The organism is Actinomyces gaoshouyii, from assembly GCF_002072175.1.
Classification (GTDB): domain Bacteria; phylum Actinomycetota; class Actinomycetes; order Actinomycetales; family Actinomycetaceae; genus Actinomyces; species Actinomyces gaoshouyii.
In genome coordinates, this window is record NZ_MVIV01000006.1 from 99,154 (window position 1) to 120,099 (window position 20,946).

The window sequence follows — 20,946 nt, forward strand, 5'->3', positions numbered from 1 at the left end:
TGCGCCGCACCGCGCTCCCGGGCACGGGCCGGGCCGGGCGGGAACACTCCGGGGCGGCAGCGTGTTGGCCTTGAGGCGCCCCTCGCCCGGAGCGATGAGGAGCGCCCCTGCCCTCCTCGGGCAGCCGGGCAATCATCGCCACAACTGCGACGACGATCACGAGAGGAGACCAGGGATGATCCAACCGCCGCTCTACACCTTCGCCAACCTGACGCGCCCCATCGCCCCGCGCGTCCTCCTCCACCACTTCGACGGCGCCATGGACGCGGGCCACGCCGGGGCGCTCGCGGTCGAGCAGTTGCTCCTCGCCCTCCCGCACGAGCGCCTCGCAACCTTCGACGTCGACGGGATCATCGACTACCGGGCCCGCCGCCCCGTCGCGCGCTTCGAGTCCCGCCAGTTCACGAATGTGGAGATGCCCAGCCTCGTCCTGGACCTCCTCACCGACGACGACGGCGCCCAGCTCCTGCTCCTCCACGGCGCCGAGCCGGACTACCGCTGGCAGGATGTCGCCGGTGCCATCACCCACCTGGCCGTCTCGCTGGGCGTCGGCCAGGCCATCAGTATCCACGGGCTGCCCCTGGCCGTGCCCCACACCCGCCCCACCTTCATCCACCAGCATGGAAGCCGCCTCGATCTGCTGCCCGAGCAGCCTGATTTCTTCGGCACCGTCGAGATCCCCAGCACCTTCGCCACCTACATGGAGGTCCGGCTGGGCGAGACCGGGCTCGACTCCCGCGGGCTGGCCGCGGGCATCCCGCACTACGTCGCTCGTGACGACTATCCGGCCGGCGCCTCAGCGCTCCTGGCCGCGGTCGCCGATGTCACCGGGCTCGCCCTGCCCCTGGGCGACCTCGAGGCCGCCGCCAGCCTCAACAGGCTCGAGATCGACGCCGAGGCCTCCCAGCAGCCCGAGGTCACCGCGATCGTCAAGGCCCTGGAGGCGCAGTACGACGCCCTGGCCCCGAGCAAGGACGAGGAGGGCATCGGCGAGTTCGCCTCTCTGCTCGACCTGCCCAGCGCCGATGAGATCGGCGCGCGCCTCGAGGCCTTCCTCGAGACGAAGGACCCCGGCACCAACCCGTCCTGACCCTGAGGGAAGAGGCGGGGGCGGGCTCAGCGCCCGCGAGGCGCCAGCGCGTCCGCGCCCCACGTGCGCACCGGCAGCGGCAACCGCCGCACCGCCCGCTCGACCGCTTCCTCCTCAGCCGGTCCGAAGGGCTCGCGGCGGGCCACGATCACCACATTGCCCTGGCGCTTGCCACGGGCCACTGCCGGATCGGCCACCACGAGGACCCCGCCGAAGAGGCGGGAGGCCGCCTCCAGTTCGCTATGGGCCTGCTCGCGGGGCATCGCCGGTGAGTTCGCCAGGAGCAGCCCGCCGTCGGCCAGCGCCTCGCGGCAGCCCCTCAGGAAGGACTCGTCCCGGCAGGACGCGGGCACCTGCCCAGCGGCGAACACGTCGCGCACGATGACATCCCACTCGCCGGCGCGCAGCCCGGGCACCACCCGTGCCGCATCGCCCACGCGGATCCGCAGCCGTGGCGAGCGCGGGAGGTCGAACCACTCCCGCACGCTTCCCGCCAGGACCTCGTCGATCTCCACCGCCGTCTGCGTCGAGCCCGGCCGGGTGGCGTCCCAGGCGCGCGCCAGCGCGCAGCCCGCCCCACCCAGGTGCAGGGCATGGACCGGCGCGCCGGGCCCGTGCGCCGTGCCCACCCGCCCGGTCCTGCTCAGCGCGTTGAGCACGGCCTCCATCTGCTGCTGGTACTCGAAGTCCAGGTGCGCCGGATCGCGCAGGTCGATCCACGATGACTCCGTCTCATCGAGCAGGAGGAGCACGCCCGACTCGCGCACCCGCAGTTCCGCCACTGCCAAGGATGTGGGCACCGGGCCCACCGGGAGGGCCGCCAGTGAGCGCGCGGGGGAGCGCGCCGCGCCTGCGCGCCGTCGATCGCCGCTCCGGGCCTGCTTGCGTGTCACAGGAGCACGCTAGCCTGAGGCCGTCACGAGCACGATCGGATCAGCACGGCGCCGCGCAGGGCGCCGGCGGGGGAGGAGGACCCATGAGCAGGGCCCCGCGCGCCGCCGGTGCCCGCCGCGACTGGGGCGACGACGACTCCGCCGCCCCCATCCTCCACGTCGACATGGACGCCTTCTTCGCCTCCGTCGAGCTCCTCGACCATCCCGAGCTTGTCGGCCGCCCCGTCATCGTCGGCGGCACTGAGGGGCGCGGGGTCGTCTCCGCCGCCACCTATGAGGCCCGCGCCTACGGGGTGGCCTCCGCCATGCCCATGGCCGAGGCCATGCGCCGCTGCCCGCAGGCCGTTGTCCTGCCCGTGCGCCACCGTCACTACAGCCAGGTCTCCCGGGCCGTCATGGGCATCCTGGGAGAGGTCACCCCCCTGCTGGAGAAGGTCAGCGTCGACGAGGCCTTCCTCGACGTCGCCGGATCCCGGCGCCGCATGGGGAGCCCCACCGCCATCGGCCGCTGGATCCGCCGCGAGATCCGCGACCGCCTGGGTCTGCCGGCCTCCGTGGGCATCGCGTCGACCAAGTTCGTCGCCAAGCTCGCCTCCTCCCACGCCAAGCCCGACGGGCTCCTTCTCATCCCCGCCACCGCCACCCAGGACTTCCTGGATCTCCTGCCGGTGGGCGCCATGTGGGGAGTGGGCGCCAAGAGCGAGGCCGCCCTGGCCCGCTGGGGCATCACCGACGTGCGCGCGCTGGCCGTCACGGACACCCGCACCCTCACCCGCATTCTCGGCCCCTCCGCCGCCCACCACCTGTCCGCCCTGTCCCACGGGATCGACCCTCGCCCCGTCAGCCCTTCCCGCGAGGAGAAGTCCGTGGGCACGGAGTCCACCTTCTTCGACCTCCTGCACGACCGCGATCACGCCCGTCGTGTCCTGCTCGACCAGTGCCACCAATGCGCGGCGCGCCTGAGGGCGGGGGATCTGCGGGCCCGTGTCGTCGTCCTCAAGGCCCGCGGCGCCGACTTCACCACGGTGACCCGCTCACGGACCTTGGCCGAGCCCACGGACCTGGCCCGCGATGTGTGGCAGACCATCGAATCCCTCTTCGAGGCCCTGCCCGCCCCGTCGGGCGGGTACCGTCTCCTCGGCGTGCGCTGCGAGGGCCTGAGCCGCGGCGATGACGGTGTCCAGCTCCTCCTCGACGACGACTCCCGCCGCGGGGCGCCCGAGCGCGCGGCGGACGAGGTGCGGCGCAGATGGGGAGCCGGAGCCGTGGCCCCAGCCAGTCTTCTCCGCCGTCCGGTTAGCGGTCGGTGAACCAGAGCAAGTAGACTCGGTGACGAATCCCTGGGCTCGGCGTACCTGCATGAGCGACCGACTCGGGGCTTCAGGCCGGGCTCCGAGAGCCGGTCCCGGCCCTGCCCCGCTCCCATCACCCCAGGGCGGCGAGGCTCAAGTGGTGAACAGGAAGCGAGGCACTGGCATGTCGCTCTCGGAGCGCGAGCAGCGGGTGCTGCGAGACCTCGAGCGCCAGCTCCACGAGGAGGATCCCACCCTCGCGGAGACCATCCAGTACCCCGAGCGCCATCTCGCGCGCGTCTCCCCGAGGAATATCGGATGGGGGATCGCCCTGGTGCTCGTCGGATTGGTCGTGGTCATCTCCGGCGTCGTACTGGGCCACGGCAACGGGCTCGTCTCCATCATCGTCGGCGTGACCGGCTTCGGCCTGGCGGTCGCCGGCGTCGCGCTCATGGTGCGCCGGCCCCCGGTGCTCAAGGATGCCCGTGGCGGGATGGGTAAGGACCGCACCGGGCGCTCCACCTTCATGGAGCGCCAGTCCGAGCGCTGGGAGCGCCGCCGGGACGGCGACCGCTGAGCATCCTCCTGATCAGCGCTCCCCGCATCTCTCTACCTCCCCTCCGGGCTCGGCACTCCTCCCTCCGCCCCGGTGCCCTCGGCATCTCCCGCAGGCCTCCTCCACTCCCCTCCACGGGAGCCCCCGCACCCCCCGTCCCTACCCGTCGAGACCCCTGTATCGGCCCTTCTCCTGACTCCATATCCGCCCGCCGGGCCCGTCACCACCCATGGTTGACGGGCCCGGCGCCGTCGTGTCCCCCACTTCCCTCCACCGCGTGAAACCGCGGAATCCCGCGGATCCTCTGTCAACGGTTGGTGGATATCCATCACAAGTGAATGTCGATGTGGTTGGAAAGGGAGGAAAGTGGAGTATGGTGGAGTCCACTGGATCGCCGAGGGGGAGGAGTGGACCCGATGTTCCTGGGCACCCACGCCCCCCGCCTCGACGACAAGGGCCGCCTCATCCTCCCGGCCAAGTTCCGCGAGGAGCTGGCCGGGGGGATCGTCTTGACCCGGGGCCAGGAGCACTGCCTCTACGCCTTCACCACCGCGGAGTTCGAGCGCATGTACGCCCAGCTCCGCGAGGCGCCCCTGGCGCAGAAGCAGGCGCGCGACTACGTGCGCGTCATGCTCTCCGGCGCCGATTCCCAGATCCCCGACAAGCAGGGCCGTATCACCCTGCCCGCTCCTCTGCGCGCCTACGCCGGCCTGGATCGCGACCTGGCCGTCATCGGCGCCGGGTCGCGCGTCGAGATCTGGGATGCCACCGCCTGGGAGAACTACCTGCGCGCCCAGGAGCAGGTCTTCGCCGACACCGCCGAGGAGATCATCCCCGGCTTCTTCTAACCGATCGGCCCAGCCGGATCGCCCCGTGAGGTCTCCGCCCGCCGCCGCATCCGACGTCTCTTCCCCGGCGCCGGAACCTGCGGGAGGAGTCCTGGCAGGACGATCCGCGGCCGACTCGGCCCGGCGCCGACGGCGCCACCCCCACCAGCACCGCAGCACGACAGGAAGGAGGAGCACCGATGAACGCGATCACCGCCCCCGCGGGTTCCGCGGCGCAGCGGCACACCCCGGTGCTCCTCGCCCGCTGTCTCGACCTCATGGCCCCCGCCATCGAGGAGGCCGCCGCCCGCGGCACCACCCCCGTCCTCATCGACTGCACGCTCGGCATGGGCGGGCACAGCGAGGGAGCCCTGGAGCGTTTCAAGACCCTGCACGTCATCGGCATCGACCGCGACCCCCAGGCCATCGCCCTGGCCCGCGAGCGCCTCGCCCCCTTCGGCGAGCGCTTCACAGCCGTGCGGGCCACCTACGACGCCGTCGAGGACGTGGCGCGCGAGCGAGCCGTGACCACCGAGGAGGGCGTGGGCGTCGTCGACGCCGTCCTCATGGACCTCGGGGTCTCCTCCCTCCAGCTCGACGACGCCGAGCGCGGCTTCTCCTACGCCCGCCCCGCCCCGCTGGACATGCGCATGGACCAGGGCGCGGGCCCCACCGCCGCGCAGATCCTCGCCACCGCCGACGCCGCCGAGCTCACCCGCATCCTGCGCGTCTACGGCGAGGAGCGCTTCGCTCCCCGCATCGCCCGGGCGATCATCGCCCGGCGCGATGGCGGAGTGCCGCTGGCTCGCACCGACGAGCTCGCCGAGCTGGTGCGCGACGCGATCCCCGCCGCCGCCCGGCGCACTGGCGGACACCCCGCCAAACGCGCCTTCCAGGCGCTGCGGATCGCGGTCAACGCCGAGCTCGACGTCCTCGAGCGCGCCGTGCCCCGGGCCCTCAACTCCCTGAGGGTGGGCGGGCGCCTCGTCGTCGAGTCCTACCAGAGCCTGGAGGACCGAATCGTCAAGCAGGCGATCGCCGCCGGAACCACCAGCAGGGCCCCCCAGGGCCTTCCCATCGTCCCCGAGGAGGACCGCCCCTACCTGGAGCCCCTCACCCGGGGCGCCGAGCGGGCCGATGAGGCCGAGCTCGACGCCAATCCCCGCAGCGCCCCCGTGCGCCTGCGGGCCGTTACCCGTACCCGCCCCGCCTCCCTTGCACCGGCCCCTGAACCGGCACACCGCCGCAGAGCACAGACCGATCGAGGAAGGAGGAGCCGATGAGCGCAGCGACTGCCACGGCCCGCCCCACCAGCCCCGCCCCGACCACCTGGGAGGGCGAACGCCGCGCCGTCCGGCCCCGCTCCGGCGTCCGGGAGTCCTCACCGTCCCAGCGCCAGTTGCACGTGGTGCGGGGCATCGCGCCCGGGCGCTCCACCATCCCCTTCGTCCTGCTCATCGCCGCGATCCTCGTCGGCGCGCTGGCCACTACGATGGTCCTCAACGCCAAGATGGCCGCCACCGCCTACGACCTCCAGAAGGCCTCCGCCGAGCTCGACGTCGTCCAGGACCACGTCGAGACCGTGCGCGGCCAGGTGAACGCCGCCGCTGCGCCCGACGCCCTGGCCAAGCGCGCCGCCGAGCTCGGCATGGTGCCGGCGGCCGCCCCCGGCGTGGTCGACCTGCGCGGCGGCACCGTCACCGGCGGCAGCGCCGCCGGAGCCCCCGGCGCGAGTGGCGCCGGGGGCGCGGATGGCGCTGCCAGTGCTCCCAGCGCCGGCAGCACAGGCGCGAGTGGGCAGTAATCGCCGATGAACCCGAGTCGACGTCGTGCCCTGCAGCTCCTCGGTCTGACCGGCTTCGTCGCCGTGGCGGGCAAAACCGCCTGGCTCCAGGTGGTCCAGGGCCCGGACCTCGCGGAGAAGGCCCGCGCCGAGCGCACTCTGACATGGACCAACGTTGCCCTGCGCGGCAACATCTGCGGCCGTGATGGCACCGTCCTGGCCACCTCCTCGGTGAGCTTCGACATCGGTGTCAATCAGGTGCTCGTCGCCCAATGGGAGGACAAGGTGGAGCAGGACAGCCCCACCACCGGCCTGCCCGAGACCGTCGTCGTCGGGCACGGACCCGCCGCCGCGGCCGACAGGCTCGCCCCCATCCTCGGGGTCGACGCCGCCGAGCTCGGGGCCAGGATGGTGGGGGAGTCCACCTACTCCGTCATCGCCGAGGCGGTCCCCCCGGATACCTGGCGCCAGATCAAGGCCCTGGGCATTCGCGGCATCGAGCCGGACCAGCGGGTGCGCCGCACCTACCCGGCCGGCTATGTCGCCGGCAACGTCGTCGGCCTGACCGCCGAGGGCGAGGGCCGCGTCCTGGAGGGCACGGCCGGTGTCGAGATCACGCAGGACGAGCAGCTCACCGGCATCAACGGTTCCGGCTCCATGGAGGTGGGCCGCACCGGCACGCAGATCCCCTCGGGGAGAGTTACCGAGACCGCCTCGATCCCCGGGGCCACCGTCACCCTCACCATCGACCCCGACCTCCAGGTCCTCGCTCAGCAGGCCATCGACGAGGTCGTCACCGCCCAGGGCGCCGAATGGGGCTGCTGTGTCGTCATAGAGCCCTCCACCGGCGAGGTCCTCGTCATGGCGGACAGCCGCACCGTCGATCCCGCCAACCCCATCGGCTCCGCCGCGGGGGACCGCGGCGTTCGCTGCGTCGAGGCCGTCTTCGAGCCCGGCAGCGTCGGCAAGGTCGTCACCTTCGCCGCCGCCCTGGAGGAGGGTGCCGTCACGCCCGAGGACACCTGGACCGTCCCCTACTCCTGGACCTCGGCCAACGGCCAGAGCTTCGTCGACTCCCATGCCCACGGCGTCGAGCAACTGACGACGGCGCAGGTCCTCGCCGAGTCCTCGAACGTCGGCACCGTCCAGATCGGGGAGAGGCTCGCCGACGACGTCCGCTACGCCTACATGGAGCGCTTCGGTTGGGGCGCCCCCACCGGCATCGAGCTGCCGGGGGAGTCCGCCGGGCTGCTCACGCCCCCCTCGGAATGGGACGACCGCACCCGCTACACCACGATGTTCGGCCAGGGCATCGCCGGCACCACACTCCAGTCCGCGCAGGTCCTGGCCACCATCGCCAACAACGGCGTGCGCGTGGCGCCCCGCGTCATCGCCTCCTGGACCGCCGCGGACGGCACCGTCACGCGGCAGGCCCGGCCCGAGGGCGTGCGCGTCGTCTCAGAGGCCACCGCCAGGACCCTCACAGACATGCTCGTCGGCGTCACCCAGGAGGGGGGCACCGCCAAGGAGGCCTCGATCGACGGCTACCTCGTGGCCGGCAAGACCGGCACCACGGAGATCATCTCCGAGGACGCCACCGTCGCCTCCTTCGTCGGCTTCACCCCCGCCCATGACCCGGCCATCGCCGCCGCCGTCATCGTCAACAAGCCCTCGGGCATCTACGGCGGCGTCGTCGCCGCCCCCGTCTTCCGGACCATCGCCCTGGCCGCGCTCCACAAGCTCGGCATCGCCCCGGACCCCTCTGTCATCGCGACGGCCAAGGCCCACCAAGGGGCCCAGGCCGCCCCCTCCGACCAGGACCGGGCGAGCGCGACCCCGGGGCAGGGCTGAGCGATGGCGCCGGTTCTCACGAGTCCGGCCGGGCCCGAGCAGGGAATCATGGGGCCGACCGCCGGGCGCGCCGCCCGGCGGACCCCCACGCGCCTGCGCCTTCCCGGTTCGGGGGAGATCCTGCTCACGCCCCTCAAGCGCCGTATGGGAGAACGCGGGGATCACAGAACCAGCTCGCCTCTCCTGATCTGCGCGCGCCGCCGGTCACGATAGATTGTGGGACTATGAGCAACCACGCGTACGAGTCGGCCGCGGCCCTGCGCCCGCACCGAAACGCTCCCATCGCTCTGAGCGACCTCGCCCAGCGATTCTCCCTGACCCCTGCCGCTCCCGCCGATGCCCAGGGCATCAACGCCCCCGCCCCCCTGACCGTCACCGGGGCCTCCGTGGATTCCGGCGACATCGCTCCCGGAGAGCTCTTCGTCGCCCTGCCCGGCTTCCGCGCTCACGGCGCCGACTACGCCGCCCAGGCCGTCGAGGCCGGCGCCGTCGCCGTCGTCACCGATGAGGCGGGAGCGAGCATCGTGCACGAGTCCTGCCCCGCAATCCCCGTGCTCATCAGCGCCGACCCGCGCGCCATTGTGGGCCCCCTGGCCGCGGAGATCTACCACCACCCCTCGCGCTCGCTGGTCGCCACGGCCGTCACCGGCACCAACGGGAAGACCACCACCTCCTACTTCCTCGACGCCATGCTCACCGCCCACCTCGGCGGCTGCATGATGGCCGGCACAGTGGAGCTGCGCGCGGGCGGTCTGTCCGTGGAGTCGCCCCGCACCACTGTCGAGGCGCCGGTCCTGCAGCGCATGATGGCGCTGTGCGTCGAGCAGGGCGTGGGCGCCGCCTCCCTGGAGGCCTCCAGCCATGCCATCGTCCTGCACCGCCTCGGCGGCACCCGGATCGATGTCGCCGGCTTCACCAACCTCCAGCGCGACCACCTCGACTTCCACCGCACGATGGAGGAGTACCTCGACGCCAAGGCCCAGCTCTTCACCCCCGAGCACGCCCGGCGCGCCGTCGTCTGCGTCGACGACTCCTGGGGGGCCGCGCTCGCCGAGCGAATCGCCCGGGCAGGCGAGCTCCCCCTGGACCGCGTGCGGGCCTACGGCGGCGACGCCCCCGCCGACTGGTGGGTCGCTGACGCGGCCGTGTCCCTGACGGACTCGGCCACCACCTTCACCCTTCACGGGCCCGACGGCGTGGAGATCGCCGCCAGCTGCCCCCTGCCCGGGCTCGTCAACGTCCAGAACGCCGCCCTGTCACTCGTCATGGCGATCCGCGCCGGTGTGCCCGCCGAGGTCGCCGTCCAGGCGCTGGCCACCGCGCACAACATCCCGGGACGCATGCAGCGCATCAGCCAGCGCGACGGCACTCGGGGCCTGACCATCGTGGATTTCGCCCACACCCCCGACGCCATGGAGCTGGCGCTCGCCGCCGTCCGCCCGATCACCCCCGGGCGCCTCATCGTCGTCTTCGGCTCCGACGGAGACCGCGACCAGGGCAAGCGCTCCATGCTCGGCGAGGTCGCCGCGCGCCTGGCGGACGTGCTCGTCATCACCGATGAGAACCCCCGCAGCGAGGACCCCCAGCTCATCCGCGACGCGATCCTGGACGGCGTGCGCTCCGTGCGCCCCGATCTGACCGACGTCGAGGAGATCACCACCTGGCGCGGCGACGCCGTGCGCCGCGGAGTCGAGCTCTGCGGCCCCGAGGACACCGTCATCGTCACCGGTAAGGGCCACGAGCCCTTCCTCGAGGCTGCCGGCGAGTTCATCCGCTACAACGATGCCCCCGTCATGCGCGAGGCCGTCGACGCGAAATGGGGTGCCGCGTGATCGCCCGCACGATAGACGAGCTCGCCTTCTGGGCCGGGGGCCGCCTCATTCCTCCCGGCCCGCCGGCGGCTCCCGTGACCGGAGTCGTCACCGACTCCCGCCGGGCCGGGCCGGGCGCGCTCTTCGTGGCCATCAAGGGCGAGCGCGCTGACGGCCATAACTATCTCACCGCCGTCGCCCGCGCCGGCGCCGCGGCCGCCCTCGTCAGCGACGAGGCCGCGGCTCGCGCCGCCCTCGCCGAGGCCGGCCAGGCCGACGGGCCCGGCGCGGCGATGGCACTCATCGTCGTGGGGGACACCGTGGCCGCCCTCGGGCGCATCGCCCGGGGGCACCTCGCGGACCTGCGCCAGCGCGCGGGGGATCGGGGCCTGGCCGTCATCGCGATGACCGGATCGGTGGGCAAGACCACCACCAAGGACCTCACCCGCCAGCTCCTGGCCGCCCAAGGGCCCACGATCGCGCCGGTCGCCTCGTTCAACAACGAGATCGGCCTGCCCCTGACCGTTCTCGAGGCGGACGAGTCCACCCGCTACCTCGTTCTCGAAATGGGCGCCTCCGGACCGGATGACATCGCGGAACTGGTGGAGATCGCTCCGCTGGACGCCGCCGCCGTCCTCATGATCGGCCACGCCCATATGGGCGGTTTCGGCTCCATCGAGGGTGTCGCCACCGCCAAGAGCCATATCGTGCGCGGCCTTCTGCCCCACGGCACCGCCGTCCTCAACCTCGACGACGAGCGGGCCGCCGCCATGCGTCCCCTCGCGCCCGGCAGGGTCCTCACGTTCTCCGCCAGCGGTGACGAGCGCGCGGACCTGCGCGCCACCGGCGTGGAGCTCGATGAGGCCGCCCACGCCGTCGCCGATATCCACCTGCCCGGCGCCGCGCCCCGCCGCGCGCGCCTGGGACTGCCCGGCGCTCACAACATCGCCAATGCCCTGGCTGCCCTCGGGCTGGCCCTCGCCGCGGGCGTGGGCGCCGATGATCTCCTGGATGCCATCGCCGCCGCGGGTCTGGAGAGCCCCCACCGCATGGCGGTCAGCGACCTGCCCGGAGGCGGCCGCCTCATCGACGATTCCTACAACGCCAACATCGACTCGATGACCGCCTCGCTCGCCTCCCTGCCCGCGCTGGCCGGGGACCGCCGCCGTGTCGTCGTCATCTCGGAGATGCTCGAGCTCGGCGAGACCTCCGCCGCCGATCACGCCACCACGGGGAGGCTCGTCGCGGACGCCGGCGCCGCCCTCCTGGTGTCCATCGGCGCGGGCGCGGCACCCGCCGCCGAGGCCGCCCGCCGGCGCGGCGTGGAGGTCGTCGAGACCCCCGACGCCGACGAGGCCATCGCTCGCATCCCCTCACTCCTCGCCCCCGGGGACGCGGTCCTCGTCAAGGGCTCGCACGGGTCGGGCGCCTGGCGCGTGGCCGACCACCTGGCCGCCGGCGGCCCGACGTCCGCCAGCCACGACGCGACCGACGGACGCGATGGAAAGGACGCCCGATGACCGCCATCCTCGTCTCCTCCGCCGTCTCCCTGCTCGTCGCCCTTCTGGGCACACCCGCCCTCATCAAGTTCCTGGAGCGGCGCCATTACGGACAGTTCATCCGGGACGACGGCCCCGAGGGGCACTTCATCAAGCGCGGCACCCCCACGATGGGGGGCCTCGTCATCATCATCGCCCTCGTCCTGGGCTACGCCGCGGCCAACCTCGTCGAGCTCCGCACGCCGCGGGCCAGCGGCATCCTCCTGCTCTTCCTCATCGTCGGGCTGGGGCTCATTGGCTTCCTCGACGACTTCGAGAAGATCTCCCGGCAGAGATCCCTGGGCCTGACCCCCTGGCAGAAGATGCTCGGCCAGGCGGTCATCGGGATCGCCTTCTCCGTGGCAGGCCTCCTCTTCGCCGATCGCAACGGCCTGACCCCCGCCTCCACCCGCATCTCCTTCGCCCGCGACTCCCTCATCGACATGGCCTTCCTGCGCGGCGGGAACGGATCGTTCAGCCTCGGCGGCGCCACCGGCCTGACCCTGGCGGGGGCGGCCGTCGCCCTCCTGCTGTTCATCCTGTGGTCGAACTTCCTCATCACCGCCTGGTCCAACGCCGTCAACCTCACCGACGGCCTCGACGGCCTCGCGGCGGGCGCCTCCGCGATGGTCTTCGGCGCCTACACCCTCGTGAGCGTCTGGCAGTCCAACCAGTCCTGCGTCTACGGGCACCCGGACATCGTGGTCAACACCTGCTACCAGGTCCGGGACCCCCGCGATCTCGCCATGATCGCCGCGGCCCTCATGGGCGCCTGCTTCGGGTTCCTGTGGTGGAACGCCTCCCCGGCCAAGATCTTCATGGGGGACACTGGCTCACTCGCCCTGGGCGGGGCGGTCGCCGGGATGTCCATCCTGTCGCGCACCGAGTTCCTCGCCGTCATCCTGGGCGGCCTGTTCCTGGCGGAGGTCATCTCCGTGATCCTCCAGGTCGTCTCCTTCAAGTCCACGGGCAAGCGCGTCTTCCGCATGGCGCCCCTGCACCACCACTTCGAGCTTGGCGGTTGGACCGAGGTCAATGTCGTCATCCGCTTCTGGATCGTCGCGGGCCTGTGCGTCGTGGCGGCCCTGGGCCTGTTCTACGCCGAGTTCCTCGTCTCCTGATCCCGTCCCCGCCCGCATCGGCGCCCACGGCGCCGCACCCGACGGCGCCCACGGCGCCTCCCGAGCACATGAAGGAATGGAAGTCCCGAGATGAACGAGCTGGACGGTGCGCGCGTCGGAGTGGTGGGCCTGGGCAGGACCGGGGCCGCCGTCGTCGATGCCCTGACGACCCTGGGAGCCGAGGTACACGCCTACGACGGCCGCGCCGAGGCAGTTGAGGCCCTCGTCGCCCCAGTGGCCTCGCGCATGGCGGGCAGCCCCGAGGACATCGCCGCCGCCCTGGAGCCCTCAGATCTGCGCTTGCTCGTGGTCTCCCCGGGAGTCCCCGCCACCGGCCCGATCCTCACCGCCGCCCAGGCCGCCGGCATCGAGACCTGGTCCGAGATCGAGCTCGCCTGGCGCCTCCAACGCGCCTCGGCGCGCCCGGGCGTGCCCTGGCTCGCCGTCACCGGCACCGATGGCAAGACGACGACGGTCGGCATGCTCGCGTCCATACTCACCGCCGCAGGGCTCGCCGCCCCGGCCGTCGGCAATATCGGCGACCCGGTCATCTCCACCGTCCTGGCGGGGAAGGCCGACGTGCTGGCCGTCGAGCTTTCCAGCTTCCAGCTCCACACCACCCGCACCCTCTCGCCGACCTCGGCGGCCTGTCTCAACGTGGCCGCTGATCACCTCGACTGGCACGGCGGTCCCGAGGCCTACGCCGCGGACAAGGCGCGCGTCTACGCCCGCGCGCAGCGCGCCGCCATCTACAACTGCCAGGATGAGGCCACCCGCGCCATGGTGTCCGATGCCGATGTCGTCGAGGGCTGCCTCGCCGTCGGCTTCACACTGGGCGCACCCGGCCTGGGACAGGTCGGCCTCGTCGAGGACCTCCTCGTGGACCGCGCCCTGCACTCGGCCCGCCACGCCGAGGGCCGCGAGATCGCCACCCTCGACGACCTCGCCCACCTGGCGCCCGGCGGGAGCGCCGACCGCCTCCCGGCCCATATCGTCGCCGACGCCCTCGCCGCGGCCGCCCTCGCGCTGGGCTCGGGCCTTCCCGGCGTCGGAGCCGAGGCCGTGGCCGCAGGACTGCGCGCCTTCGCCCCCGGCGCCCACCGCATCGTCACAGTCGCCGAGGCGGGTGGGGTCGCCTGGGTGGACGACTCCAAGGCCACCAACCCGCACTCCGCACGGGCCGCCCTCGCCGGGCTGCCCGCCGGCACCGGCGTATGGATCGCCGGCGGGGACACCAAGGGCGCCACCTTCCACGAGCTCGTGCGCGCCGTCGCCCCCGCCCTGCGCGGCGTGGTCCTCATCGGGCGCGACCAGTCCGCGATGTCCGAGGCCCTGGCCGCCCAGGCCCCCGGTCTGCCCGTCACCCGCGTGGCCGACGGCTCCCCCCGCGAGGTCATCGAGGGCGCCGTGGCCGCCTCGGCCGCCATGGCGCAGCCGGGGGACACCGTCATGCTCGCCCCGGCCTGCGCCTCCTGGGACCAGTTCGCCTCCTACGCCGAGCGCGGCGACCTCTTCGCCGACGCGGCGCGCCATCACGCCGCGAGTGTCGAGAACGAGGATGATGAGCGGTCATGAGCGCCCAGCAACGTCGGCCCGCGCGCACGGGCCCCAGCGGTCGTGCGCGCGGACAGCGTTCTCGGCCGCCCATCATCCCCCTGCCGGGGGAGGGCTCGCCCTCCGGGTGTGAAGCCGCTGCGCCGCCCGCCGCCGCGCCCGAGCGCCGGCCCGGGCCCATAGGCCGCGCCCTGCGACGCGCGGCCAGGCGTATCGGCGGCCCCGACGGGCCGAGGGACGCGGATATGAGCCTGCTGAGCTTCTACGCGCTGCTGCTGGCCACCGTCCTGCTCCTCACGCTCGGCCTCATGACGGTCTTCTCCGTCCAGCAGGTGGTATCCGCCGCCCGCGGGCGCGACGCCGTCGTCGACTTCTCCAAGTACCTCATCTTCGCCGGGGTCGGGCTGATCGGCATGTGGGGCATGTCCCTGCTCTCCGAGCGCGCGCTGCGCTACCTGGCGATCCCCGTCCTCATGGGCGCCACCGCGCTCCAATCGCTCGTCTTCACGCCTTTGGGCACCTGCACCGGCGGCAACTGCAACTGGGTGGAGGTCCCCGGCATCGGCACCGCCCAGCCCTCGGAGTTCATCAAGGTGGGGCTGAGCCTGTACACGGGCCTCATCATCGCCCGCTGGTTCGCGGAGGGGCGCTGGCAGCGACTGCACTGGCTCGTCAAGACCACCGCCGCCCTCCTCCCAGCCGCCGCCATCGCCCTGGTCATGGGCGGCGGGGACCTGGGAACCGTCATCATCCTGGGGATCCTGCTGGCCGGCGCGGGCTGGATGGCGGGCCTGGCCAAGCGCTGGTTCGTGACCCTCGGGACAGCCGGGGCGGCCCTGTTCATCTTCGCCTCGGTCATCTCCCTCAACCGGCGCACGCGCATCCTCGTGTGGCTCCACCCCGACCGCGATGACCCCCTGGACATCGGCTACCAGCCCAAGCACGCCCGCTGGGCCCTGGCCACCGGCGGATGGCAGGGCGTGGGGCCGGGATCATCGCGCCAGAAGTGGGGCTACCTCACCCAGGCCGAGTCCGACTACGCCTACGCGGTCCTCGGCGAGGAGCTCGGGTTGGCCGGGGCGCTGCTCGTCATCATCCTGTTCGCGGTCCTGGGCTGGGCCCTGGCGCGGATCATCCGGCGCTCCAACTCCCTGTACGCCAGCGTCGTCGTCGGCGGCATCATGGTGTGGATCATCGGCCAGGCCATCATCAACATGGCCGTGGTGACCAACCTCCTGCCGGTGCTCGGCGTCCCTCTGCCGCTGATCTCACAGGGCGGCAGCGCCCTCATATCCGTGCTGCTCGCCATCGGGATAGCCCTGTCCTTCGCCAGGCGGGAGCCGGGAGCCCAGCAGGCGCTCAGATCACGGCCCGGCGCCGTGCGCCGTACGCTTGCGGTGATCTCGACCCGCAGGAGGAACCGTGCCTGACAACCGCCCCGACGATGCCCCCTTGCGCCCCCTGCGCGTCCTCCTGGCCGGGGGAGGCACCGCCGGCCACGTCAACCCCCTCCTGGCCACGGCCGCGGCCCTGACCGACCCCGCCCTGGGCGGCCATCCGGGCACTCGGATCCTCGTCCTGGGCACCCGCCAGGGACTGGAGGCGCGCCTCGTGCCCGAGGCCGGCCATGACCTCGCCTTCATCCCCCGCGTCCCCCTGCCCCGCAAGCCGAGTCTCGACCTGCTTCGCCTGCCCGGCAACCTGCGCTCCGCCGTGCGCGCCGCGCGCGAGGCGATCGAGCGCGTGGGGGCCGACGTCGTCGTCGGCTTCGGCGGCTACGTCGCCACCCCCGCCTACCTCGCCGCCCGCCGCGCCGGCGTGCCCATCGTCATCCACGAGCAGAACGCCCGCCCCGGCCTGGCCAACAGGCTCGGCGCCCGCTGGGCCCGCGCCGTGGCCCTCACCTTCGCCTCCACCCCGCTCATGGCCGCCAAGGGATCCACCGAGATGACCGGGCTGCCCCTGCGCCCCGCGATCGCCGGGCTCGTCGCGTCCCAGGTCACCGCCGACGGCGCCGCCACCGCCCGGCGCGAGGGCGCCGCCGCCCTCGGCCTCGACCCCGAGCGCCCCACCCTCCTCGTCACCGGGGGCTCGCTCGGCGCGCAGCGCCTCAACGAGGTCCTCTCCGCCTCGATGGCCCGCCTGCCCAAGGGGCTCCAGGTTCTCCATTTGACCGGAAGGGGCAAGGACGTCCCCGTGCGCGAGGCCCTGGAGAGCGCCGCCGGGCAGGACCCGTCCCTTCCGGACCGCTACCGGGTCCTCGACTACCTGACTGCCATGGAGCAGGCATACGCCTGCGCCGACGGCGTCGTGTGCCGCTCCGGTGCCGGGACCGTGGCCGAGCTGACGGCGCTGGGCCTGCCGGCCCTCTACGTTCCCCTGCCCATCGGCAACGGCGAGCAGCGCCTCAACGCCGCCGACTGCGTGAGCGCTGGGGGAGGGCGGATCGTCCCCAACGCCGAGCTCGACGCCGACGCCCTGCTCTCCTTCACCGGCGTCATCGCCGACGCCGAGCAGCGCGCCGCCATGGCGAGGGCCGCAGCCGGTGTGGGCGTGCGCGACGGCGCCGCCCGGCTCGGAGCCCTCATCCGAGCCGCAGTGACCAGCAGCGCCGATGCCGAAGGGAAGAAGAAATGAGCACCAGCGAGCAGCCCAGTCATCCGGGGGCCTCCGGGCCCGCCGGCCTGGAGGGCCGGGCCTTCCACCTCGTGGGCGTGGGCGGCGCGGGCATGAGCGTCGTCGCCCAGCTGCTCGTCGAGCGCGGTGCCGCGGTCACCGGCTCCGACGCCAATGGGGGCGAGGCCTTCGACCGCCTCGCCGCGGCCGGGATCGGCGTGGTCATCGGCCACGCCGCCGCCAACGTCCCGCCCGACGCGACGCTCGTCGTCTCCACCGCCATCAAGGAGGCCAACCCCGAGCTGGCCGCCGCCCGCCGGCGCGGCCAGGAGGTCCTGCACCGCTCCCAGGCCCTCGCCCTGGCCGCGGAGGGCCGCGATTTCGTCGCCGTGGCCGGCGCCCACGGCAAGACCACCACCTCCGGCATGCTCGCCGAGGCGCTCACCGAGGCGGGGGCGGACCCCTCCTTCGCGATCGGCGGCGTGGTCCGCGCCCTGGGCACCGGCGCGCATCTGGGCTCCGGTCGCGCCTTCGTGGCCGAGGCCGACGAGTCGGACCGCTCCTTCCTCAACTACGCCCCGCGCATCGCCCTGGTGACGAATGTCGAGCCGGACCATCTCGACAACTACGGCACGCCCGAGGCCTTCGAGGCCGCCTTCGTCGACTTCGCACGGCGTCTCGTCCCCGGTGGGCTGCTCGTGGCCTGTGCCGACGACCCGGGCGCCGCCCGCCTCGCCGCCTCCGCCGTCGCCGAGGGACTGCGCGTGGCCACCTTCGGCAACGCCGAGCCGGCCTTCCTCGGTCCCAGCCACGAGGCCCACACCCGCTTGCGGATCACCGGCAGGGCAGCGGGCTCCACCGCCGCCACCCTCGCCCGCGCCACTCCCGACGGCGCGCGGGAGCTGGTCTCACTCGACCTGCGGGTCCCGGGCGACCATGTGGCCCTCGACGCCGCCGGCGCCTGGACCGCGGGCGTCGAGCTGGGGGTCGCCGGTCAGGCGATGGCCGATGCCCTGGGCGCTTTCGGCGGTACCGGGCGCCGCTTCGAGGACCGTGGTGAGGCCGGGGGAGTGCGGGTGGTGGACGATTACGCGCACCATCCGACCGAGATCGAGGCCCTGGTGACCACCGCCCGCGGGGTTGCCACCGCGCGGGGCGGCCGCCTGCTCGTCCTCTTCCAGCCCCACCTCTTCTCCCGCACCGCCGCTTTCGCCCCCCGCTTCGGCGCCGCCCTGGCCAAGGCCGACGCCGTCGTCGTCGCCGATGTCTACCCCGCCCGCGAGGCCCAGGAGGACTTCCCCGGGGTCGATGGCGGGACGATCGTCGCCGAGGTCCCCGGCTCCAGGGCCCGTTTCATTCCTGACCGCCTCGAGGCCGCCCATGCCATCGCCGCCCTCGCGCGCCCCGGCGACCTCCTTCTGACAGTCGGGGCGGGGGATGTCACCGCGCTCGGCGAGGTGATCCTCGCCGATCTCACGGCGTCGCCCGCCTCCGACTCCGAGGGCCGGGGGAGCCGATGAGGAGGCCCCGCGCTCCGCGCCCGACGCACGAGCCCGTCGAGCCCATGGGCGTCGAGGAGGCGCGGCAGGCCCCCGACCGGGCCGGAGACAGGGCCCGTCCCGGCTCTGCCATCCCCGAGGGGGCCGGCCCCGCGCGATACTCCGCCGCAGTGCCCGGCGCGGACTCTGCCACCGCTCCGACCGGGGTCGCGACCAGGGCCGAACCCGGCTCACTCGGGCGGCTGCGCGAGCACGCCGCCTCCTCCGTCATCTCCACCGGGCTCACCGACCGCCTGGCCGAGCGGCGCCGGGCTGCCCGCACCCTGAGGCTGCGGCGCCTGACGGGCGCCGTCGCCGTCATCCTGGTCATCGCTGCGATCGCTTGGGGCGTCCTCTACTCCCCGCTCCTGGCCCTGCGCCCGGCGGATATCACTGTCGAGGGGGCGCAGGACGCCAGCAGCGGAGTGGACGCCGACCAGGTGCGCGGCGTGCTCGCCGCCCACGAGGGGGAGTCCCTCGTGAGGCTCGACGTCGATCGGCTCGGTGGCGAGGTCGCCGACGGCCTGGTCCGTGTGCGCTCGGCCACAGTGACCCGCTCCTGGCCCCACGGCCTGACCGTCTCCCTGGAGCTGAGGAACCCGGTCGCCGCGCAGGAGACCGAAGAGGGATACGCAGTGCTCGACTCCGAAGCCGTTGTTCTCGAGACCGTGACCGAGGCGCCCGCAGGCCTCGCGCGCCTGGCCGTTGACGGGGCGGGGGAGGGCGGCGCCCCGCCTCTCAACGCCGCGCAGGTCGCCACGATGACGGCCATCATGGGCAGCCTCGACGCGGCGACCCGCCAGCGGGTCTCCCAGGCGACGATCTCCACCACGGGCCAGGTGGGGCTGTCCCTGGCCGATGGGGCGAGCGTCGTGTGGGGCGACGGCTCCCAGAACGCCCTCAAGGCGAGGGTCCTGGCCACCCTGCTGACCACGTCTGCTCGCGTCTACGACGTCTCCGCGCCGCACAACCCGACGACCCGCTGAGCGCGCGTCTGACACGCCGAGGAAAATCCAGGCCGGTTCCGCCGCGGACCCATAGCGTTGCCCTTGTCATCGCAAGAATGACATAAGTATAAACCTCAACGTGAGGTTGAGGGTCGAGGGGAGCCCGGAGGGCTCGCACGAGCGCGGAGGCAGACAGTGGTGGAGTCCCAGCACTACCAGGCGATCATCAAGGTCGTGGGCGTCGGCGGTGGCGGAGTCAACGCCGTTAACCGCATGATCGAGGCCGACTTGCGCGGCGTGGAGTTCCTGGCGGTCAATACCGACGCCCAGGCCCTCATCATGTCCGACGCGGACACGAAGCTCGACGTCGGTCGGGATCTGACCCGCGGTCTGGGCGCCGGGGCGGACCCGTCGATCGGGCGCAAGGCCGCCGAGGACCATGAGGAGGAGATCCGCGAGGCCCTCGAGGGCGCGGACATGGTCTTCGTGACCGCGGGCGAGGGTGGCGGCACCGGCACCGGTGCCGCGCCCGTCGTGGCGCGTGTCGCTCACGAGCTCGGAGCCCTGACCATCGGCGTGGTCACTCGTCCGTTCTCCTTCGAGGGCCGGCGCCGCGCCGCCCAGGCCGAGGAGGGCGTCAACAAGCTTCGCGCCGAGGTCGACACCCTCATCGTCATCCCCAACGACCGCCTCCTGCAGATCGCGGACCGCAACATCTCCGTGGTCGACGCCTTCAAGCAGGCCGATCAGGTCCTCCTCCAAGGTGTTCAGGGCATCACCGAGCTCATCACGACCCCCGGCCTCATCAACGTCGATTTCAACGATGTCAAGTCCGTCATGCAGAACGCCGGCAGCGCTCTCATGGGCATCGGCTCGGCCACCGGCGAGGGCCGCGCGCTGGCCGCCACCGAGCAGGCCATCGCCTCCCCGCTGCTGGAGTCCTCCATCGATGGCGCCCACGGTGTCCTCATCTTCTTCCAGGGCGGCTCCGACCTCGGCCTCTTCGAGATCTCCGAGGCCGCCAACCTCGTGCGCGAGTCCGTCCACCCCGAGGCGAACATCATCTTCGGCAACGTGGTCGACGGCGCTCTGGGCGACGAGGTCCGCGTCACCGTCATCGCGGCCGGCTTCGATGAGGAGCCCGTCCCCGCGGGCCTCGACCGCGCGGCCTCCCAGAAGAGCGCCCGCCACTCCGCTCAGCCGGCCACCCGCACCGTTGAGCCCCGCAACTCCTCGCACGCGGCGGACCCCGCCGTGACCACTCCGGTCCCGCAGCCGCCGGCGGTGAAGTCCGCCCCGGTGTCCGCTTCCGCCCCCACTGCGGTTCCTCCGCTGCCCGCGCCCGTCGCCCAGGAGCGCCCCGCCTCCGTCCCGGTCTCGCCCTCGGACAACACCGGCTCCGTTCCCGTGTTCGTGGACGCCGCCGCCGAGCAGCCCCCCGTGGAGCTCGCGGTGCCCCCGATGCTGGGCGCCGACGCCGAGGACACCATCGACCTGCCCGACTTCCTGCGCTGAGCGCGGGAGCCGGC

General features: G+C 73.1%; 17 protein-coding genes. 16 read left to right on the plus strand and 1 reads right to left on the minus strand.

Translation table 11 applies throughout. The annotated features are described in order from the left end of the window. Positions 1 to 175: 175 nt before the first annotated feature. On the plus strand, positions 176 to 1,090 hold the full coding sequence (locus B1H50_RS06710; RefSeq protein ID WP_080463003.1) for a PAC2 family protein: 915 nt from the start codon (positions 176 to 178) through the stop codon (positions 1,088 to 1,090). 26 nt (positions 1,091 to 1,116) lie between these two features. Here B1H50_RS06710 and B1H50_RS06715 read toward each other — a convergent pair whose 3' ends face one another. After that, positions 1,117 to 1,914, minus strand: a complete 798-nt coding sequence (locus B1H50_RS06715) for a spermidine synthase (protein WP_373284833.1) — start codon at positions 1,912 to 1,914, stop codon at positions 1,117 to 1,119. A gap of 152 nt (positions 1,915 to 2,066) precedes the next feature. Here B1H50_RS06715 and dinB point away from each other — a divergent pair, with 152 nt between their 5' ends. The 15 genes from dinB (at position 2,067) to ftsZ (ending at position 20,932) form a co-directional block, all read left to right on the plus strand. After that, positions 2,067 to 3,293, plus strand: a complete 1,227-nt coding sequence (dinB, locus tag B1H50_RS06720; RefSeq protein ID WP_080463005.1) for a DNA polymerase IV — start codon at positions 2,067 to 2,069, stop codon at positions 3,291 to 3,293. Positions 3,294 to 3,459: 166 nt separating this feature from the next. Beyond that, positions 3,460 to 3,852, plus strand: coding sequence for a DUF3040 domain-containing protein (locus B1H50_RS06725; RefSeq protein ID WP_080463006.1), 393 nt, complete (start codon positions 3,460 to 3,462; stop codon positions 3,850 to 3,852). A gap of 395 nt (positions 3,853 to 4,247) precedes the next feature. After that, positions 4,248 to 4,679: a division/cell wall cluster transcriptional repressor MraZ gene (gene mraZ / locus B1H50_RS06730; protein ID WP_080463007.1), complete on the plus strand. Its 432-nt coding sequence runs from the start codon at positions 4,248 to 4,250 to the stop codon at positions 4,677 to 4,679. Between the two features lie 179 nt (positions 4,680 to 4,858). Then, the gene (rsmH, locus tag B1H50_RS06735; RefSeq protein WP_080463008.1) at positions 4,859 to 5,941 is read left to right on the plus strand and encodes a 16S rRNA (cytosine(1402)-N(4))-methyltransferase RsmH; all 1,083 of its coding nucleotides are present in this window, start codon (positions 4,859 to 4,861) and stop codon (positions 5,939 to 5,941) included. Beyond that, a complete protein-coding gene (ftsL, locus tag B1H50_RS06740) occupies positions 5,938 to 6,462 on the plus strand; it encodes a cell division protein FtsL (RefSeq protein ID WP_080463009.1) in 525 nt (174 codons plus the stop codon). Before rsmH ends, ftsL begins: the two co-directional genes overlap by 4 nt. 6 nt (positions 6,463 to 6,468) lie before the next feature. Continuing rightward, positions 6,469 to 8,292 carry a peptidoglycan D,D-transpeptidase FtsI family protein gene (locus B1H50_RS06745; RefSeq protein WP_080463010.1) on the plus strand — a complete coding sequence of 608 codons (1,824 nt, stop codon included), beginning with the start codon at positions 6,469 to 6,471 and terminating at the stop codon, positions 8,290 to 8,292. A 224-nt stretch (positions 8,293 to 8,516) separates the two neighbouring features. Continuing rightward, the gene (locus B1H50_RS06750) at positions 8,517 to 10,124 is read left to right on the plus strand and encodes a UDP-N-acetylmuramoyl-L-alanyl-D-glutamate--2,6-diaminopimelate ligase (protein ID WP_080463011.1); all 1,608 of its coding nucleotides are present in this window, start codon (positions 8,517 to 8,519) and stop codon (positions 10,122 to 10,124) included. Next, on the plus strand, positions 10,109 to 11,623 hold the full coding sequence (locus B1H50_RS06755; RefSeq protein WP_080463012.1) for a UDP-N-acetylmuramoyl-tripeptide--D-alanyl-D-alanine ligase: 1,515 nt from the start codon (positions 10,109 to 10,111) through the stop codon (positions 11,621 to 11,623). The genes B1H50_RS06750 and B1H50_RS06755 overlap by 16 nt, the downstream gene beginning before the upstream one ends. Beyond that, positions 11,620 to 12,762 (plus strand): phospho-N-acetylmuramoyl-pentapeptide-transferase, encoded by a 1,143-nt coding sequence (gene mraY / locus B1H50_RS06760; RefSeq protein ID WP_080463013.1) that lies wholly within the window; start codon positions 11,620 to 11,622, stop codon positions 12,760 to 12,762. Before B1H50_RS06755 ends, mraY begins: the two co-directional genes overlap by 4 nt. A gap of 90 nt (positions 12,763 to 12,852) precedes the next feature. Beyond that, positions 12,853 to 14,337 (plus strand): UDP-N-acetylmuramoyl-L-alanine--D-glutamate ligase, encoded by a 1,485-nt coding sequence (gene murD / locus B1H50_RS06765; protein ID WP_080463014.1) that lies wholly within the window; start codon positions 12,853 to 12,855, stop codon positions 14,335 to 14,337. Between the two features lie 224 nt (positions 14,338 to 14,561). Further along, positions 14,562 to 15,746, plus strand: coding sequence for an FtsW/RodA/SpoVE family cell cycle protein (locus tag B1H50_RS06770; RefSeq protein ID WP_229657999.1), 1,185 nt, complete (start codon positions 14,562 to 14,564; stop codon positions 15,744 to 15,746). Then, entirely contained in the window at positions 15,739 to 16,953 is a 1,215-nt protein-coding gene (locus B1H50_RS06775; RefSeq protein WP_080463016.1) for a UDP-N-acetylglucosamine--N-acetylmuramyl-(pentapeptide) pyrophosphoryl-undecaprenol N-acetylglucosamine transferase, read from the plus strand. Before B1H50_RS06770 ends, B1H50_RS06775 begins: the two co-directional genes overlap by 8 nt. Beyond that, positions 16,950 to 18,452, plus strand: a complete 1,503-nt coding sequence (gene murC / locus B1H50_RS06780; protein ID WP_080463017.1) for a UDP-N-acetylmuramate--L-alanine ligase — start codon at positions 16,950 to 16,952, stop codon at positions 18,450 to 18,452. The genes B1H50_RS06775 and murC overlap by 4 nt, the downstream gene beginning before the upstream one ends. Continuing rightward, complete coding sequence (locus tag B1H50_RS06785; RefSeq protein WP_080463018.1) at positions 18,449 to 19,456, plus strand: cell division protein FtsQ/DivIB; 1,008 nt, start codon at positions 18,449 to 18,451, stop codon at positions 19,454 to 19,456. The genes murC and B1H50_RS06785 overlap by 4 nt, the downstream gene beginning before the upstream one ends. A 156-nt stretch (positions 19,457 to 19,612) precedes the next feature. Beyond that, the gene (gene ftsZ / locus B1H50_RS06790; RefSeq protein ID WP_080463019.1) at positions 19,613 to 20,932 is read left to right on the plus strand and encodes a cell division protein FtsZ; all 1,320 of its coding nucleotides are present in this window, start codon (positions 19,613 to 19,615) and stop codon (positions 20,930 to 20,932) included. Positions 20,933 to 20,946 lie beyond the last annotated feature (14 nt).